The organism is Haladaptatus sp. R4, from assembly GCF_001625445.1.
GTDB lineage: Archaea > Halobacteriota > Halobacteria > Halobacteriales > Haladaptataceae > Haladaptatus.
Window position 1 is genome coordinate 317,726 of the sequence record NZ_LWHG01000021.1, and the last position, 16,258, is coordinate 333,983.

Here is a 16,258-nt window from a genome sequence, read left to right on the forward strand (position 1 = left end):
ACTCATCCCTCGCGCGGACGCACCACGGGTGCGCCACCGTCAGAGCAACGCTCTGACGAGCCACTCGTTCACTCCTTCGTCGTTTACGAGGACTTCGCGCGCCGTGCAGTTAATCGATAGCACGCAGCCTATCCAACCAGGTGGCGCGCGCGAGAAACGTGCGCGAGGGACGACGAGCGATAGCGAGGAGGCGGTTGGGGAGGTGTGTGGGCGGTTGCGGGGCGGAAATTCATTGCCGCGCGGTACTTGCAATCACAACCGAATCAAAATCATTCTCTCGTAGCGAGCGAGGGCGTTCGATGTCTCCGTTCTCAATTGAATAGTTGATCAATCAATCAAATATGTGTCTGAGACGATTTGGCGCGTAATTTCGAGGTTTCTCTCCCAGATGAACCAGCGTCAATGTCCATACATTCGATGTTCCCATCGAGCGCTTAGACGATTTACACTTCCCGACCGTACCCAACGAAACTCCGAGTATCGACGAAAATCACTCTCAGTATCCCAACCGATTCACTGCGTCGGATTGACGAGGCTCGTTCCTTCGAGGAGTTTCAAGGCCAGCGCGAGTACCACGAAGACGACGGACCCGACCACGAGTTGGCCGAGGAGGCCGGTCATATCGCTTCCGATGGCGACCGCGTGAACGATTCCGAACGCGAACCCGCCGTATGCGAGGGCGTGAACCGCCCCCGGATTGTCGAACCGCCGCGGTTCGAGAAAGCCCAGTGCGGCGAGGACGAGCACCACCAGCGAGACGGCACCGACGCCGACACCAGCGAGGAACAGCGAGAGCGGGTAGTTCGGCGCGGGTGCGCTCCCATCGACGACCAACCACGCATCGACGGTTCCGACGAGGCCATGAACCGCCATCATGCCGATGCCGAAGACGGCGAGTTCGACGTGTATTCGACGGGAAAGCCGGTGTATCAGGCCGAACCCTCGGGCGGTGAAGAAGATGCCCGTCAACACGGTCAGCCAGAGCACCGGAAAGAGCACCAGCGCCGACGCGCGGTCGAGGTACCACAGCGCGAGCGTGACGAACCCGTTCATGATGCGTGGGTCGTCGTCACGACGGGACAACCCAAATCGTCCCCCTGACCGCGCCCCGCCTTGGACGGACAGTTGTCGGCGCTGTTCGGGACACCGTCCCGGTCGTCGTCGCGTCGTTGCGTCGTCGTCCCAGTTCCAGTCCCGGTTTCGTTTCCGGTCTTGGTCCCGGAACTCGTTTCAGTCCGGTGGTGATCGGTCGGCGGCGGCGTGTAGTGGACGGTCGGTTTTGCCTGTGTGTCCTGCTGATGGGTCGTTCGATACGCCATAACCCCCGACGCGAAGACGAGCGAGGCGACCACCACCACCAGCGCGATCAGCGTCCGACGACGCTTAGCGGACGTGTCCATCGAATCCCTCCGTTTCGTGAAAAACGCCCTGTCGGATGACAAGCGCCTCCGCACCCTCCCATCCCTCCGCCAAACGAATCGCCTCGTCGGGCCGAAGCGCGGCGAGCGTGGTGGCGAGGGCGTCGGCTTCCATGCAGTCTCGACGAGCGACGACAGTCACGAGGTCGTTTCGTGACCGGGTTCGCTTCTCGTTCGGGTTGTAGATGTGCTCGATACCGTCGCGGTTGCGTCGATAGCCGCCCGATGTAGCGACGTTCCACTCCGTCGAGAGGACGCGGAGGAGCGTCCCGGAATCGTCCGGGCTCTCGATACCGACCGGTCCGGTCGGCCGTGCGATGTCGCCGCCGCCGTCCACGAACCCGCGTCGGCCGACGCCCGAGAGCGCCTCCCGTGATCGGTCCACGATGTACCCTTTAGCGAGTCCGTTGCAATCGAGCGGTCCGTCGGTCCGCACGGTGTCCCCATCGACCGTCACGGACGACGGTTCGAACGTCGGGTCCGGCGCTGTCGAATCCTCCCCACGGATGTACGCTTTCACCTCGTGTTCGACGGCACCGTGACGGATGTCGAAGACACCGCCAGTTCGGTCGTAGTACGCCAATCCGCGGCGAACGATTCGCGCGACGTGACCGTTCGTGACGCTCCCCGTTCGATTCAACTCGGCGATGTGACTCGATTCGTCGAACGCGTTCAGTTCCCGCTCCAATCGAAGCGCCGCTTCCTTCGCTCGTTCACAGGCGGAGGTCGCACGGACGCCGTCGGCACCGATGCGAAACGTCGTATCACAGCAGTGGAAGGACGTACTGGCTCCGCCGACCGTTCCGTACAGTCGGTCCGTGGACGCCGCCAGCCGAGCGCGTATCGGAGGCCGATGCATGTCCAAGTATTCAAAAGCTGGAAGGATATCGATTCGCGTCCATTCATCGAACCGTCAAACGACGTCAGTCCACCCAAGAGCGACGTCCATCCGGCCAATCAGCAATCGGCCATCCGTCGAATTTCCACCATCTATCCGATCATCGACCATCCGTCGAATTTCCACCATCTATCCGATCATCGACCATCCGTCGAATTTCCACCATCTATCCGATCATCGACCATCCGTCCGATCACCGAAACAGAAACTGTGCCCGAGAACGGGATCAGTTCGCTTCTTCGAGCCTATCGAGCGCGTCGGGGTTCTCGATGCTGGACATGTCTCCCAAGTCCTCGCCCGTGTAGGCCGCCTCGATGGCTCGGCGGATGATTTTCCCGGACTGCGTTTTCGGGAATTCGTCCACGAAGAGGACTTCTCGGGGACGGAACGGCTTGCCGAGTTCCTCGCCGACCTGCTCGCGGAGTTCGGAACGCAGGTCATCGGATTCCTCGACATCCGATTCGAGTATGACGTAGGAGATGACGGCCTGTCCGGTCGTGTCGTCCGGAACGCCGACGGCGGCGGCCTGGTTCACCGCGTCGTGGTCCATCAGCGCGCCCTCGACTTCCGCGGGGCCGACTTTCCGACCGGCAACGTTGATGGCGTCGTCCGAACGCCCGTGGAGGAACCAGAAGCCGTCCTCGTCCTTCTGTGCCCAGTCGCCGTGGTTCCACATGTCGTCGAACCGCGACCAGTAGGTGTCCAGATAGCGTTCGTCGCCCGACCAGAGCGACTTCGTCATCGACGGACAGGAGTCGCGGGCGACGAGATAGCCGCGTTCGTGGGCGTCGGCGACGGATTCGCCCTTCGCGTTCACGATGTCGATGTTCATGCCGAGCCCCGGCCCGCCGAGCGTACATGGTTTGAGCGGCTGTGTCGGCATGGGCATCAGGAAGCAGCCACAGATTTCGGTGCCGCCGGAGATGTTGATGATGGGCGCTTCGCTTCCGCCGACGTTCTCGTAGAACCACAGCCACGATTCCGGGTCCCACGGTTCGCCGGTCGAACCGAGCAGTCGCAGCGAGGAGAGGTCGTAGTCGTCCAACCACTCGTCGTCTCCGGAACCGTCGGTTCCGGATGGCTCGTCGGACCGCGTCCGACCACTGCCGTACCCGCGGAGCGCTCGAATCGCGGTCGGCGAGATGCCGAAGACGGTCAGGCCGTGGCGGTCGATCATGTCCCAGAAGCGGTCGGGTTCGGGGTAGTCGGGCGCCCCTTCGTACATAAAAATCGTGCCGCCGAAGGCGTGGTTGCCGATGAGCGTCCACGGACCCATCATCCATCCGATGTCGGAGACCCAGAAGAATCGGTCGGCGTCCTTGTGATCGAAACCGAAGTAAATCTCCTTCGCACACTGCATCAACTGTCCGGCGTGCGTGTGGACGATTCCCTTCGGTTTCCCCGTCGTCCCCGAGGAGTAGAGGAGCATCGATTCGTCGCTCGAATCGAGTTCCTTCGTCTCGTACTCGTCGTCCGCTTCGAGGACCGCTTCGTTCCATCGTTCGTCGCGCTCGTCGTCCCAGGGAATATCCGCCCGCACCTCCGAGGCACTGCCTGCCTCGCTACCCAGTCGCTCGTAGACGATGGTGTGCTCGACGTGGCCCGCTTCCGCGATGGCCTCGTCGGCGGTGTCCTTCAGAACGACCTCGCTGCCACGGCGGTAGAAGCCGTCGCCGGTGAACAGCACGGAACATTCGGAATCCTCGATGCGGGTCGCGGTGGCGTCGGTGCCGAACCCGGAAAAGATCGGCACCGCGATCGCGCCGACTTTGAAACAGCCGTAGAGGATGGAGATGACCTCGGGGACCATCGGCATGTACAGGCCGACGGTGTCGCCTTTCTCGATGCCGCGCGCGGAGAGCGCGTTGGCGACCATGTTCGCCTCGCGGTACAGTTCGTGATAGGTGATCTCCCGAACGTCACCCGGTTCCCCTTCCCAGATGCAGGCGACCTTGTTCCGGGTCGGGCTATCGACCCGCGCGTATCGGTCGAGGGTGTTGTGCGCGATGTTGATCTTGCCGCCGGGGTACCAGTCCGAGAACTGTGGTCCCTCGCTGTCGTCACGAACCGCGTCGTACTCCTCGTAAAAATCGATGTCGAGGTAGTCCACCAGTTCGTCCCAGAACCAATCCACTTCTCCGCAGGTGCGCTCGATGAGTTCGTCGTAGTCATCGATGTCGTGTTCCTGCATGAATTCCCAGACGTTCGTGGATTCCACGAACTCCCGTGACGGTTCGTGGACGATTTCGTCTACGTCCGCAAGTGTGTCCATATCATGACCTCCGTGTGGCAAGGATTGCGCACCCGCCTCAAAATAGTTTGTTACCTCCTCAGAGTAGTTCGCTCGCGTTCCCCTCGTCGAGGCGGGAGACGACTTGCTTGAGGTCGGCGGACTCCTCGATTTCGTCGCGGACGCGCTCGCGCGAGCGTACGTCGCTCGAATCGGCATCGTAGGCGCGGACGTACTCGGCCCGGGAGTGGTCGTCGAAGGCGTGGCGGATGGCGAAGTATCCGTCGGGGACGACGTCCCGCAGACTTTGCACTCCCGTCGTTCGTGCTCGGTCGTCTGATGGACGATGGCGTCCTCGACGCTGGCGAACCGTTCCCCACAGCCGTCGATGTCACATTCCCAAGCGCTCATGTGTTGATTCTCTAATTCCCATGATATAATTGTTTCTTGCTCGTCATCCGGCGGTCGTTCGAATCGCGCTCGGCGATTCGATTGGCACGTCCTCCCGTGAGTCCCCTTATTTCGAGGACTACGCACCGACGAACCCGGAAACCGACGCCGGGAGAACTCGTCACTATCGTTCGTTCGATCAAGCAGATGATACCGAAACCAGAACCACTATCGTTCGACCGCCGAAATATCCTTTCGTGACCGACCGCGACGGATTCAGGGTGGACATGCACGTCAAAGTGCTGGACGAAAAGGTCGTCAAACGGGCGAAAGAACGCGGCCTCGACGCGCTGGTGTACGCGCCACATTTCGTGCGACTCCCCGAAATTCGTCAACGTGCGGAAGAATTCTCCGACGACGAGTTGCTCATCGTCCCCGCTCGCGAGGTGTTCACCGGAACGTGGCGGAACCGAAAACACGTCCTGGCGATCGGATTGGACGACCCCGTCCCCGATTTCATCTCGCTCACGGCGGCGATGGAGGAGTTCGATAGCCAGGACGCCGCCGTCCTGATTCCCCATCCGGAGTTCTTCAGCGTGGGCGTTACGGAGACGGACATCCGCGTCCACGCCGACGTCATCCACGCCGTGGAAACCTACAACCCCAAACATTGGGACCGACACAACCGCCGAGCGAAGGAAATCGTCAAGAACACCGGAAAGCCCGCGTTCGGGTCGTCGTACGCACACCTCCGTGGAACCATCGGGGAAGTGTGGACGGCGTTCGATGAGGACATCGAAACCGAGGACGAACTCGTCGAACGACTCCGGGCGAGGAACACGACGCGAGTCCTCCATCGGACGGGGCGGAGCCACGAACTCCGCCGCCGACTGGAGTTCTCACACCTCGGGTACGAGAACTCGTGGAAAAAGATCGACCGCCTCGTCCTCTCGGGGATGGAAGCCACGCATCCCGACCACGAAGCGTACGGCGGGAAGTTCGACGACAGAAGCGTGTACTGAACGGTCGTTTTTCGAGCGCTATTGAAGGCCGACTGCGGTCATCCCCGTGTCGATGAGGAATTGACCGTTGACGATCACTGCGGCGACGACGAGTTCGAACACCGTCACCGCGAGCGTGACCATCGTGGCGTAGCTACTGGAAACCGAGACGCCGAACGGCGCGCCGAACTCGCGTTCGTACGGGTAAAACAGCGCCAGACCGCGTTTGCTCCCGAGCATGTCGAGGGCGTAGTGGGTGAGGACGCCGATCCAGACGTATTGCAGGTTGCCGAACACCATCGGGAAGAAGTAAAACAGCGCGAGAATCGGGAGGTTGTGGAGCGTCTTCCGGTGTTTGCCGAAGGCTGTATCCACGTCCGGAAAGAGCGCGCCGAGGATGACCGGAACGCCGACCGCCACGATGGAGTAGAACGTCTCCACGTCACCCGACGGATGGAGAACGTATCCGAGTCCGATGCTGAGAAGTGCCGCATTCAATACGTGTTCTTTCCGATTCATTTGGTTGCAGGTCCCACCCCGCAATATCAAGGTTTTCCCTTTTACTCCAGTTCGTCGAGGAGGTCCGAAAGGGCTCGATTCGCTATTTTACGCTTGATCTCCTGTCGAGAGCCGTCGAACTCGTACCGAGCGACCACCGAGTAGGATTCCGCGCTTCCCCACTCACCCGCGTAGGCCACGCCGATGAAGACTGTTCCGACGGGCTTTTCGTCGGTACCACCGGTCGGTCCGGCGATTCCGGTCGTGGCGACGCCCCACGTCGTCCCCGCGACGTCGCGCACGCCGCGGGCCATCGCTCGGGCAACGGGTTCGCTGACGGCACCGTGCTCGTCCAGCGCTTCGCGGGTGACGCCGACGTGACGCATCTTCGCGTCGTAGGAGTACGTGACGAGACCCCTGTCAAAGTAGTCGCTCGACCCCGGAACGTCGGTCAGGAGCGACCCGATGAGGCCGCCAGTACAGGATTCGGCGGTTGCAACCGTCGCGTTCGATTCACGGAGGGCGTCCCCGACTCGCCGTTCGATTGGTTGGTCGTCCGTGCTCATGGAGAGGGAGAGGAGGCGCGAAAAAAAGAAACCCGCGGGTCGATTTCCAACGCGAGACGGAAAGCAAGACGATGATTACCTGGCCGGAATCTCTTCGAGCATCCCGGCTTGGACGCCCCAGAGGTCCGCGTACAGGCCGTCCTCGGCGAGCAGTTCGCCGTGCGTTCCTCGCTCGACTACGCGACCGTCTTCGAGGACGAGGATGGTTTCGGCGTTCTTGATGGTCGAGAGGCGGTGTGCGATGGCGAGCACGGTTCGGTCCGCCAGCAGCGCGTCGAGACTCTGCTGGATGCGGAGTTCTGTCTCCGTGTCCACGTCGCTGGTCGCCTCGTCGAGGATGAGCACGGCCGGGTTCTGAAGCAGGATACGGGCGATGCCGACACGCTGACGCTGACCGCCGGACAGTTTCACACCTCGCTCGCCGACTTCCGTATCGTAGCCGTCCGGCAATTCCTCGATGAACTCGTGAGCCTGTGCGGCTTTCGCGGCCTCGATGACTTCCGCTCGGGTCGCGTCGAACGTCCCGTACGCGATGTTCTCGCCGACGGTCCCGGCGAAGAGGAACGTCTCCTGACTGACGTAGCCGACCGATTCGCGGAGACTGGAAAGCGACACCTCCGTGATGTCCTGCCCGTCGAGTCGAATCGTCCCGTCGTTCACGTCGTAGAGACGCAAGAGGAGTTTCAGTATCGTGGACTTCCCCGCACCCGTCGGGCCGACGAGCGCGAGGGTTTCGCCGCCGCCCACCTCGAAGCTCACGTCCTCCACGACGGTCTCCTCGTCGTCGTAGCCGAACGTCACGTCCTCGTACTCCACGACGCCCTCCGAAACGTCGATATCTGGCGCGTCGTCATCGGTTTCGAGGGCGCTCGGTTCGTCCATCAGTCCGAAGATTCGTTCGGAGGACGCGACCGCCTGCTGGTACATGTTGATCAGCTGACCGAACTGCGCGAGCGGCCAGATGAACCGTTGGCTCAGGACGATGAACGTGACGAACGCGCCGGGACTCAGATCGCCCGAGAAGACGAACGGCGCGCCGCCCAGCACCCATAGCCCGCCGACGGCGAACGTGAGGATGAAACCGAACCCGGCGCTCAACTCCAGTCCGGGGAAGAACGTGATCCGGGTTCGAATGGCGTCCCAGTTCGTGTCGTAGTACTCCCTAGACGAATCCGTCACGCGGTCGAACTCGTAATCTTCAGCGCTGCTCGCCTTGATCACCTCGATACCACCGAGGTTGTTCTCCAGTCGAGCATTGAGTCGGCCGACGGTCGAGCGCACCTCGGAGTACTTCGGTTGGATGATCTGAACGAACTTGTAGGTGAAGAGCGCGACGAGTGGCACCGTCACGAGCGTCACCAACGCGAGTTGGAAGTTTTTCGACGCGAGGATGACGGTGACGCCGACCACGGTGATTCCGATCTGAGTCATCACGTTCAGTCCGCCGTTGAGGAACTGTTCGAGGCGGTTCACGTCATTATTGAGGATGCTCATCAGTTCGCCCGTCTGCTTCTCGGCGAAGAACCCGAGGTCCAACCGCTGCATGGCGTCGTAGGTATCGCTTCGGACTTCGTGCTGGATGGATTGGGCGAACTCATTGAGACCCCACCCTTTGGCCAATCCGCCGAGCGCACTCCCGACGAAGGAGAGGGTTATCAGCCCCACGGTGAACCAAAGCTGAGCGAAGTGGTCCGTAGGGATCCACGACTGTGGTATCAAGGGCAACCGATACGGTTGCGGGTTCTGTACCGGAAATATCGCATCGAGTGCAATGCCGAGGAGAACCGGCGGCAGGAGCGAGAGCAGGTGCGCGGCGAGGCTGGCCACGACTCCGACTGACAGGGGAAACCAGTGTTCCCGGCCGTAGGTTCCGAACAGTCGTCGAATCGGCGAATCGACGCGCTCGCGTTGCTCGCTGAACTTTTCGTCTTCCTCTGTGTTATCCATCATTTCGTGTGTCGTTGTGGTGTGGGTGGTGTGATTTGCTGTTCGCCGTCCGTCCAGTGCCCACAGGATGTGATTCCACGAATCGGGCGGATGGACGACGGCGTTCGATGCGGAGACCTACCCGTGACCGTCGAATCGGATACCCACGGATACGCGGCAGATCTATCGGTTGTCTGTCGGGCCGATGCCGTGGCTACGGCGTGCGAACACGCGATGAGAACTGTCGCCGCCACGGAGTGATTATAGGCGCCGTCGAGCGGCGCCGACCACTGTCAGTAGAGGATACGAACCGGCATCATCTTTCTTCATTCCTAATGAATTTCCTGACAACATAAAGTCCAGTGTGACTATGGGATGCATACTCATACCGATCACCCATCGAACGAACCTCTTCCCGCGTTCGTCGCACTCCTCGTTGCGAAAGAAACACTTGCCAGTACTGTGACCCTGAAGTATGGACTACGACACCCCCCTGTTCTTTCACGTCATGACCTACGCGGCGGACGCCGACCACGACGTCGTCGATATGGTCAGCGGAAATCCCGACTGGGGGTCACCGCCCAGTATCGCCGAGGGGCTTCACGCCTACGCCGACCTCGGCGGGGATGATTTCCAATACCCGCCGAGCGAGGGACTCCTCGAACTGCGCGAGGAAATCGCCGCACGGCGGGACGTCGATACCTCGCAAGTCGTCGTGACCTGCGGTGGCGGCGAAGCCAACTATCTGGCGATGGCTCGGGCGATGGAACGCGAAGCGGGCGACGAGTTCATCCTCACCGATCCGGTGTACCCGTACTACCCCGGGAAAACGACGATGCTCGGCGCGAAACAGCGCTTCGTGGCCACCGCGGCGGACGGCACGCTCGACCTTGACGACGTGCGAGAAACCGCGAGCGAGGACACCGCCGCAATCGTCGTGAACTCGCCGAACAACCCGACCGGCGCGGTGTACGACGAGAAAACGATGCGCGAACTCGTGGCTATCGCCGAGGAGTACGACGCGCTCCTCGTCAGCGACGAGGTGTACGACCACTTCGACTTCTCCGGCGAGTTCACCAGCGCGTTGGCGTTCGACTCCGACCACCGAATCGTCACCAACTCGTTCTCGAAGTCGCTTGCCATCACCGGATTCCGCGTCGGCTACGCCATCTTCCCGCCGGAACTCGTGGACGTGGCCAAGACCCGCCACATGCTGACGAACGTGGCGACGGGCCGTCCCGCACAGTACGCCGTCCTCCACGCGCTCCGCGAGACGACGCGGGAGTACTACGAGGAGAACCGCACGCTCCTCGAATCGCGCGTCGAGACCTTCACCGACGCGCTCGACGCCGCCGGTGCCGACTACACCACCCCCGACGGCGCGTTTTACGTCATGGCTCGCTTCCCCGACTTCCCCGGCACGCTGTCGAACGTCGAGAACCTCATCGACGAAGCAGGCGTCGCTGGCATGCCCGGCGAAGCCTTCGGCTCTTCGCGCGACGACTGGATCCGGTTCGCCCTCGTCTCCCCACGCGTCGAGGAAGCGGCCGACCGACTCGCGGCGCACTTCGGCTGAGAAACGGACAGCAATGTTGCTGTATCGCTTTTGGCGCACCCTCGAATCGGGTTAGGCAGACTATGGGTTGCGAATCGAGGGGACGAGGCGTTCGGCAACCCGAAACGTCCACCGTCGTTGGTCCCGGTTTGGTATTTAAAATTGCGTGTGAGTCACTCCACCGAAAATCCCGTCTCGCGTTCGAGCGCTTCGTCGATCGTAGTGACGAGCGCCTTCCCCTTCGCTAACGTCTCCTCGTATTCGGCTTCGGGGACCGAATCGTGGACGATGCCCGCGCCGACGCGGAGGTGATACTCGTCGTCGTGGCGGACGAGGGTGCGGATGACGATGTTCAGGGTCGCCCGCTCGTCGAATCCCAGCATGCCGATACTGCCGGTGTACGGCCCGCGGCGGGTGGATTCGAGTTCGTCGATGATCGCCATCGTCCGGGGTTTCGGCGCGCCGGTGATGGTTCCGCCGGGGAAGGTCGCCGCGATGGCGTCGGTGAGGGAAACGTCGGGTCGTCGTCGTGCCGTGACCTCCGAGACGAGGTGCATCACCTCGGAGTAGCGGTCGATTCGGCGGTAGTCGGTCACCTCGACGCTCCCGTACTCCGCGATCTTCCCGAGGTCGTTTCGCTCCAGATCGACCAGCATGGCGTGTTCGGCCCGCTCCTTGTCGTCGGAGCGCAGTTCGGCGGCCAGTTCGTCGTCCGATTCCGGGGTCGCGCCACGCGGGCGCGTTCCGGCGATCGGTTCCGTGCGAAGGTGGTTGCGTCCACGTCGAGCAGGAGTTCGGGGCTGGCGCTGACCAAGTCCACGCCCGGGAACTCGACCAGCGCGGAGTAGGGCGCGGGGTTGACCCCGCGGAGCGCGTCGAACGCCGTGACGGGGTGGACGCTCGCCGGTGCTTCCAGGCGCTGTGAGATGTTCGCCTGGAACGTGTCGCCGTCGCGGATGTACCCCTTGACGGCGTCGACGCGCTCCGCGAACGCCTCGCGTCCGCAATTGCTGACGAACGGTCCTCGTTCGTCCGTCGGCGGTGGACCGACCGATGGGTCGCCGTCGATAGCCGACTCCGCGAGCGACAGCGCCGTTTCTCGGGCTTCGTCGTACGTCGTGTCGGGGTCGTCCGGGTCGCGGAGTTGCGGACACGCCGTCACGCGAAGCGTGTCCTCGGCTCCCGTTTCCCACGCGGCCACGCAGTCGTACAACCCGAACTGCACCCGCGGAAGGTTCCGGTCGTCGGTCGCTTCGCTGGGAAGGGATTCGAGTTCTCGAACGAGGTCGTAGGAGAGCCAACCGAACAGCCCGCACGGGTACGGTATCTCACAATCGCCGCGGACGAGCGTCTCGTCGGCGAGCACCGTCTCGACGGCGTCGAGGCACGATCCATCCGCGCCCGATTCCCCGCTCGATTCGATTTGGAGGATACTCGCGGGTTCGACGCCGAAATATCCCCATCCCGATTGCCCACCCGTCGTTGCACAGTAAAAGCCGCCGGTACCGTCGCGTGCCCGTCGATACGCTCGAAACGGGTCCGTAACACTCACGCGCACTTCGACGGGGATTCGAGCCGCTCGGGGTGCGGTTCGTGCGGTTTCGCGGAACGCGGCCCGCGAGGTGACGATTTCCGGGTCGTTACATCGATTCCGCACGTTCCATCCAGCCTTCGATGCGCTTCACCGAGAGGTCCGTCTCCCGCGCGAGTTCCGCCGAGTCGGCGGTCGCCAACTGCGCCGCGTTTTCGACGCCCGCGTTCCGAAGTCGTTCGGCGTAGGCCGGGCCGATGCCCTTTACGTCTTCGAGCGGTCGCCCCTCTTCGGGTGGTTCGGACTCCGACTCGGGTTCCGGCTCTTCCTCGGGTTCGACGGTCTCCGATTCGTCCGCCGTTTCTTCGACCGTTTCGTCAAGTTCCGGTTCTTCGTCCGTCTCCGGTTCTTCGTCCGCCTCCGATTCGTCTGCCGCTTCCGGTTCTTCGTCGGCTTCCGGTTCACCGACTTCATCCTCGTCCGAAACGGCGTCGGGCTCCGGTTCCGGTTCGGTCGCTTCGGTCTGTGCCGGTTGCCCGACTTCGGCGGACGGTCCGGTCGCCTTCGCAGGTTCCGCGGCCGTATCTGGTTCCGCAGCCGTCTCGGATTCTGTGGCTGTGTCTGCTTCAGCGGTTGTGTCTGTTTCAGTGGCTGTGTCTGGCTCTGCCTCCTCGATATGATCGGTCGGTTCCCCCGTATCGACCGGTTCCTCGGTCGAAACGGTCGTGTCTTCCGCGGGGGACTCCTCGGACACTTTCACTGCTTTCTCTGATTCCACGTCGGGCTGTGCTCTCGTCTCGGTCGGTTCACGCTCGATTGTCACACCGTTGTCACGGTTGCGCGTTTTCGACCGCTCATCGCCAAGACCGAGCAACGATTTCAGCCGTGTGATAAGCCCCATTACAGGACTGTACAAAGTCCCTTCACTTAAAGCCGTCTTCGCAGGGCGGCGTCCATCCGCTCGACCGGTGCATCCCGACCGGTCCATAGTTCAAATGCGACGACCCCTTGAAACAGAAGCATCCACGCGCCGTCGATGGTCGTCGCCCCGCGCGCGGACGCCTCGCGGAGCAGGCGCGTTTCGAGCGGACTGTACACGGCGTCCATTACCGCGAGGTCGGCGTGGAGCGCGTCGGCGGGAACGGGAGTCTCGTCCGAGTCCATCCCGACGCTCGTCGCGTTGACCAGCACGTCCGCGTCCGCGACGAGTTCCGGGAGTTCGTCCAACCCATGTGTCGTCGCGGTTTCCTCGCCATCGACGCCGTTGACCGCATCGGCCAACGACGCCGCGCGCGCGATTGTCCGATTGGCGATAGCGACGGTCGAACCCTCGTCGGCGAGCATGAACGCGATTGCCCGCGCCGCGCCGCCCGCACCGACGAGAACCGCGGATTTCCCGTCGAGTGAAACGTCGTGTCGCTCGAACGCTCGCCGCGCGCCCGCCGCGTCCGTGTTGTGACCCGTCGGCGGGGATGTTGAGAAATCGATGGTGTTCACCGCGCCGATGCGTTCGGCGAGCGAATCGGGTTCGACGTGCGCGAGGACGTCCTCCTTGAACGGAATTGTGACGTTCAGTCCGCAAATCCCGAGCGCCTTCGCGCCCTCGATAGCCGGGGCGATAGCGTCCGGTTCGAAGGTGACGTAGCGGGCGTCCATGTCGAGTTCGTCGTACGCGGCCTCGTGCATCGGCGGGGAGCGGGAGTGACCCACCGGGTCGCCGAGCAGTCCGTAAACGTTCATGGCGGCAAAAGGAAGGGGAGGGACTTAATCGGACGGTCGAAGGGACGAAGAGGTGTACGAGTCGGAACGGTCACGCCCCGAGCATGACGAAGTAGACCGCCAGCGCGAGGAAGACGACGTAGAAGGCGCCGCTTCCGAGGAACGGGGTCGGGTTGAAGTCACCCTCGCCGACGCGCCGTGCGCGGAAGAGGACGATGCATCCGGCGGCGATGGCGAACAGCACGGAAATCGCGTTCAGGAAGCCTGGCGTTCCCCACGTGAGGTTCAGGTTCCACGGGGTGAATAGGATACCAAGAGTGACGGGGAGCGTTCCCTGAAACGCCATCGCGCCCGTGATGTTGTTGAGCGCGAGGGTGTCCTTGTCACGTGCCAGCCAGAGGACGCTGTTGAACGCTTCCGGAAGTTCCGTCGCGATGGGTGCGATGATGAGCGCGACGATGGCGTACGGGATTCCGATGGAACTCGACACCCACTCCACTTGGTCGACGAACAACCGAGCACCGATCACGATGAGGCTGAGCGCGATGAGCGTTTGAAGCGCCGTGAGGACGAAGTGCGGGTCGGAACTGTGGTCCTTGTCGGGTCCGCTGCCGAACCGTTCGAGGATTCCTTCGACGGCCAATCCGACGTGGAGGTCGTCCATGTCGTCGTCGTCCGCGAGTTCGCCCGCCCGGAGCGAGAGATAGAGGTAGCCGAGATACAGCAGAACGAGGAAGATGGCGATGAAGTCGCGGATCGGAATCGTGGCGATTTCGGTGTTTCGAGGGATGAGCGCGGCGATGAACGCCAGCGAGTAGCCGATGAGGAAGAACGTCAAATCGCGTTTCGTCGACCCCTGGTTGAACTGAAGGTCGGTGTCGTTGGAGCGGCGGTCGGCGAAGTAGTAGACGCTCGCGCCGACGAGGAACATGGCGATGGTGGCGAGCATGAACGGCGCACCGAGGATGGCACCGACCCCCACGTCGGAGGCCCCTTCCCCACCCTTCAAAATGGCGATGACCGGAATCGTGGTCTCGGGGAGCGCGGTCCCCATCGCGGCGAGGATGCTCCCCGTCGCGCTCTCGGAGATTCCGAGGCGATAGCCGAGCCACTCGACGCCGTTCGTGAACACCTCCGCACCCAGTAGAAGGAGACCGAAAGACGCGAGCAGTAACAGTCCTTTCGTCCACGACTCCGAAAGCGCGAGCGGCGGCATATAGCCTGTGACTGGAAGAGACATTATGGATTGTAGTTCCAATGGGGGTCAATTAAGCTATTCCATCTGACCAGACTGGTCAGTGACCTGCGATACCGCCGACGTCGAGAACCACGACGTGGTAGACGACGATGGCGATGAACAGCAGGTAGAACAACCCGCCGACGAGGAACGGTCGCGCCGTCATCTTCTTCCCGTTGATTCGGCGTGCACGGAGGTACAGCAGGCCGCCGCTGACGATCGCCAGGATCGCGGAGAGTCCGTTCAGGAATCCCGACGTTCCCCACGAGAGACTCAGGTCCCACGAGGTGAAGAGGATGCCGAACGTGACGGGCAAGGTCCCCTGAAACGCCATCGCGCCGGAGATGTTTCCGAGCGCGAGGGTGTCCTTGTCGCGGGAGATCCAGATGATGCTGTTGAACTTCTCGGGGAGTTCGGTCGCCAGCGGCGCGATGAGGAGCGCGACGATAGCCGTCGGAATCCCGAGCACTTCCTCGGAGACCCACTGCGTCTGGGAGACGAACACCTGCGCGCCGCCGATGATGAGACCGAGCGCGATGAGCGTCTGCACTGCGACCAGGACCGAGTGAGGGTTGCCGGAGTGGTTACTGTCCGTGTTCCGTCCGGGGAAGCGGTCGATGACTCCCTCGATCATCAACCCGAGATGCAGGTCGTCCAAGTCCTCTCCCTCGACCAGTTCGCCGCTCTTGAGCGAACGGTAGAGGTAGAACAGGTAGAGGAGGACGAGCACCGCGCCGATGCCGTGGGAAATCGTGTCGTTCGGAATCAACGCGGCGAGAAACGCCAGCGTGTAGCCGACGAGGAAAAAGGAGAGGTCTCGGCGGGTGGACTTCTCGTTGAAATGCATCTCCTGCCCGTGCGTCCGGCGCGTCCCGAAGTAGAGAACGCTGGCCCCGACGAGGAACATGGCGATGGTGGCGAGCATGAACGGCGCGCCGAGGATGGCACCGACGCCGACTTCCTCGGCGGCTTTCGTCCCGCCGCCGCTCCCGAAGACGGCGATGATCGGGATCATCGTCTCGGGGAGCGCGGTACCCACGGCCGCGAGGATGCTCCCCGTCGCGCTTTCGCTCACGCCGAGTCGGCGGCCGAGCCACTCGACCGCGTTGGTGAACACCTCCGCGCCGAGGAGAAGTAGGAGAAACGATGCGAGGAGCAGGAGGGAATTTTCCCACACTGGTGGTAGAATTGCCATCGGAACTGAGGATAGCGGGGTCATCGTGGTGGTATTTTCAAAATGGCTCTAATTAAGTGGTTCCCTCTGCGCCGGATGTGATTTTTTGGCCGAA

At 62.4% G+C, this 16,258-nt stretch carries 13 protein-coding genes and 2 pseudogenes; 2 read left to right on the forward strand and 13 right to left on the reverse strand.

The genetic code is table 11. The annotated features are described in order from the left end of the window. Positions 1-513 precede the first annotated feature (513 nt). From A4G99_RS11160 to A4G99_RS11180, 5 genes and pseudogenes are all read right to left on the reverse strand, one after another. Positions 514-1,053: a hypothetical protein gene (locus A4G99_RS11160; protein WP_066143402.1), complete on the reverse strand. Its 540-nt coding sequence runs from the start codon at positions 1,051-1,053 to the stop codon at positions 514-516. Beyond that, positions 1,050-1,400 (reverse strand): thrombospondin type 3 repeat-containing protein, encoded by a 351-nt coding sequence (locus A4G99_RS11165; RefSeq protein ID WP_066143404.1) that lies wholly within the window; start codon positions 1,398-1,400, stop codon positions 1,050-1,052. Before A4G99_RS11165 ends, A4G99_RS11160 begins: the two co-directional genes overlap by 4 nt. Next, on the reverse strand, positions 1,384-2,277 hold the full coding sequence (locus A4G99_RS11170) for an FAD:protein FMN transferase (RefSeq protein ID WP_066143407.1): 894 nt from the start codon (positions 2,275-2,277) through the stop codon (positions 1,384-1,386). The genes A4G99_RS11165 and A4G99_RS11170 overlap by 17 nt, the downstream gene beginning before the upstream one ends. Before the next feature lie 265 nt (positions 2,278-2,542). After that, positions 2,543-4,588 (reverse strand): AMP-binding protein, encoded by a 2,046-nt coding sequence (locus A4G99_RS11175; RefSeq protein WP_066143410.1) that lies wholly within the window; start codon positions 4,586-4,588, stop codon positions 2,543-2,545. Positions 4,589-4,646: 58 nt separating this feature from the next. Next, positions 4,647-4,957: pseudogene (locus A4G99_RS11180) on the reverse strand (hypothetical protein). A 266-nt stretch (positions 4,958-5,223) separates the two neighbouring features. On the opposite strand from A4G99_RS11180, the gene A4G99_RS11185 reads away from it, so the two are divergent. Beyond that, entirely contained in the window at positions 5,224-5,958 is a 735-nt protein-coding gene (locus A4G99_RS11185; RefSeq protein ID WP_066145144.1) for a PHP-associated domain-containing protein, read from the forward strand. Positions 5,959-5,976: 18 nt separating this feature from the next. On the opposite strand, the gene A4G99_RS11190 is transcribed toward A4G99_RS11185, so the two are convergent. The 3 genes from A4G99_RS11190 to A4G99_RS11200 form a co-directional block, all read right to left on the reverse strand. Next, a complete protein-coding gene (locus A4G99_RS11190) occupies positions 5,977-6,456 on the reverse strand; it encodes a metal-dependent hydrolase (RefSeq protein WP_066143414.1) in 480 nt (159 codons plus the stop codon). Between the two features lie 41 nt (positions 6,457-6,497). Next, on the reverse strand, positions 6,498-7,001 hold the full coding sequence (locus A4G99_RS11195; protein ID WP_066143418.1) for a CinA family protein: 504 nt from the start codon (positions 6,999-7,001) through the stop codon (positions 6,498-6,500). Between the two features lie 75 nt (positions 7,002-7,076). After that, complete coding sequence (locus A4G99_RS11200) at positions 7,077-8,948, reverse strand: ABC transporter ATP-binding protein (RefSeq protein ID WP_066143420.1); 1,872 nt, start codon at positions 8,946-8,948, stop codon at positions 7,077-7,079. Positions 8,949-9,402: 454 nt separating this feature from the next. Here A4G99_RS11200 and A4G99_RS11205 point away from each other — a divergent pair, with 454 nt between their 5' ends. Beyond that, positions 9,403-10,503, forward strand: a complete 1,101-nt coding sequence (locus A4G99_RS11205) for a pyridoxal phosphate-dependent aminotransferase (RefSeq protein WP_066143424.1) — start codon at positions 9,403-9,405, stop codon at positions 10,501-10,503. A gap of 152 nt (positions 10,504-10,655) precedes the next feature. Here the strand turns inward: A4G99_RS11205 and A4G99_RS11210 are convergent. The 5 genes and pseudogenes from A4G99_RS11210 to A4G99_RS11230 form a co-directional block, all read right to left on the reverse strand. After that, positions 10,656-12,139 (reverse strand): annotated as a pseudogene (locus A4G99_RS11210) (anthranilate synthase component I family protein). After that, positions 12,123-12,914, reverse strand: a complete 792-nt coding sequence (locus tag A4G99_RS11215; protein ID WP_223301832.1) for a helix-hairpin-helix domain-containing protein — start codon at positions 12,912-12,914, stop codon at positions 12,123-12,125. Before A4G99_RS11215 ends, A4G99_RS11210 begins: the two are co-directional and overlap by 17 nt. A gap of 26 nt (positions 12,915-12,940) precedes the next feature. Continuing rightward, the gene (locus A4G99_RS11220) at positions 12,941-13,753 is read right to left on the reverse strand and encodes a shikimate dehydrogenase (protein ID WP_066143426.1); all 813 of its coding nucleotides are present in this window, start codon (positions 13,751-13,753) and stop codon (positions 12,941-12,943) included. A gap of 70 nt (positions 13,754-13,823) precedes the next feature. Next, positions 13,824-14,972 (reverse strand): sodium:calcium antiporter, encoded by a 1,149-nt coding sequence (locus A4G99_RS11225; protein ID WP_223301833.1) that lies wholly within the window; start codon positions 14,970-14,972, stop codon positions 13,824-13,826. Positions 14,973-15,027: 55 nt separating this feature from the next. After that, the gene (locus A4G99_RS11230; protein WP_223301834.1) at positions 15,028-16,164 is read right to left on the reverse strand and encodes a sodium:calcium antiporter; all 1,137 of its coding nucleotides are present in this window, start codon (positions 16,162-16,164) and stop codon (positions 15,028-15,030) included. Positions 16,165-16,258 lie beyond the last annotated feature (94 nt).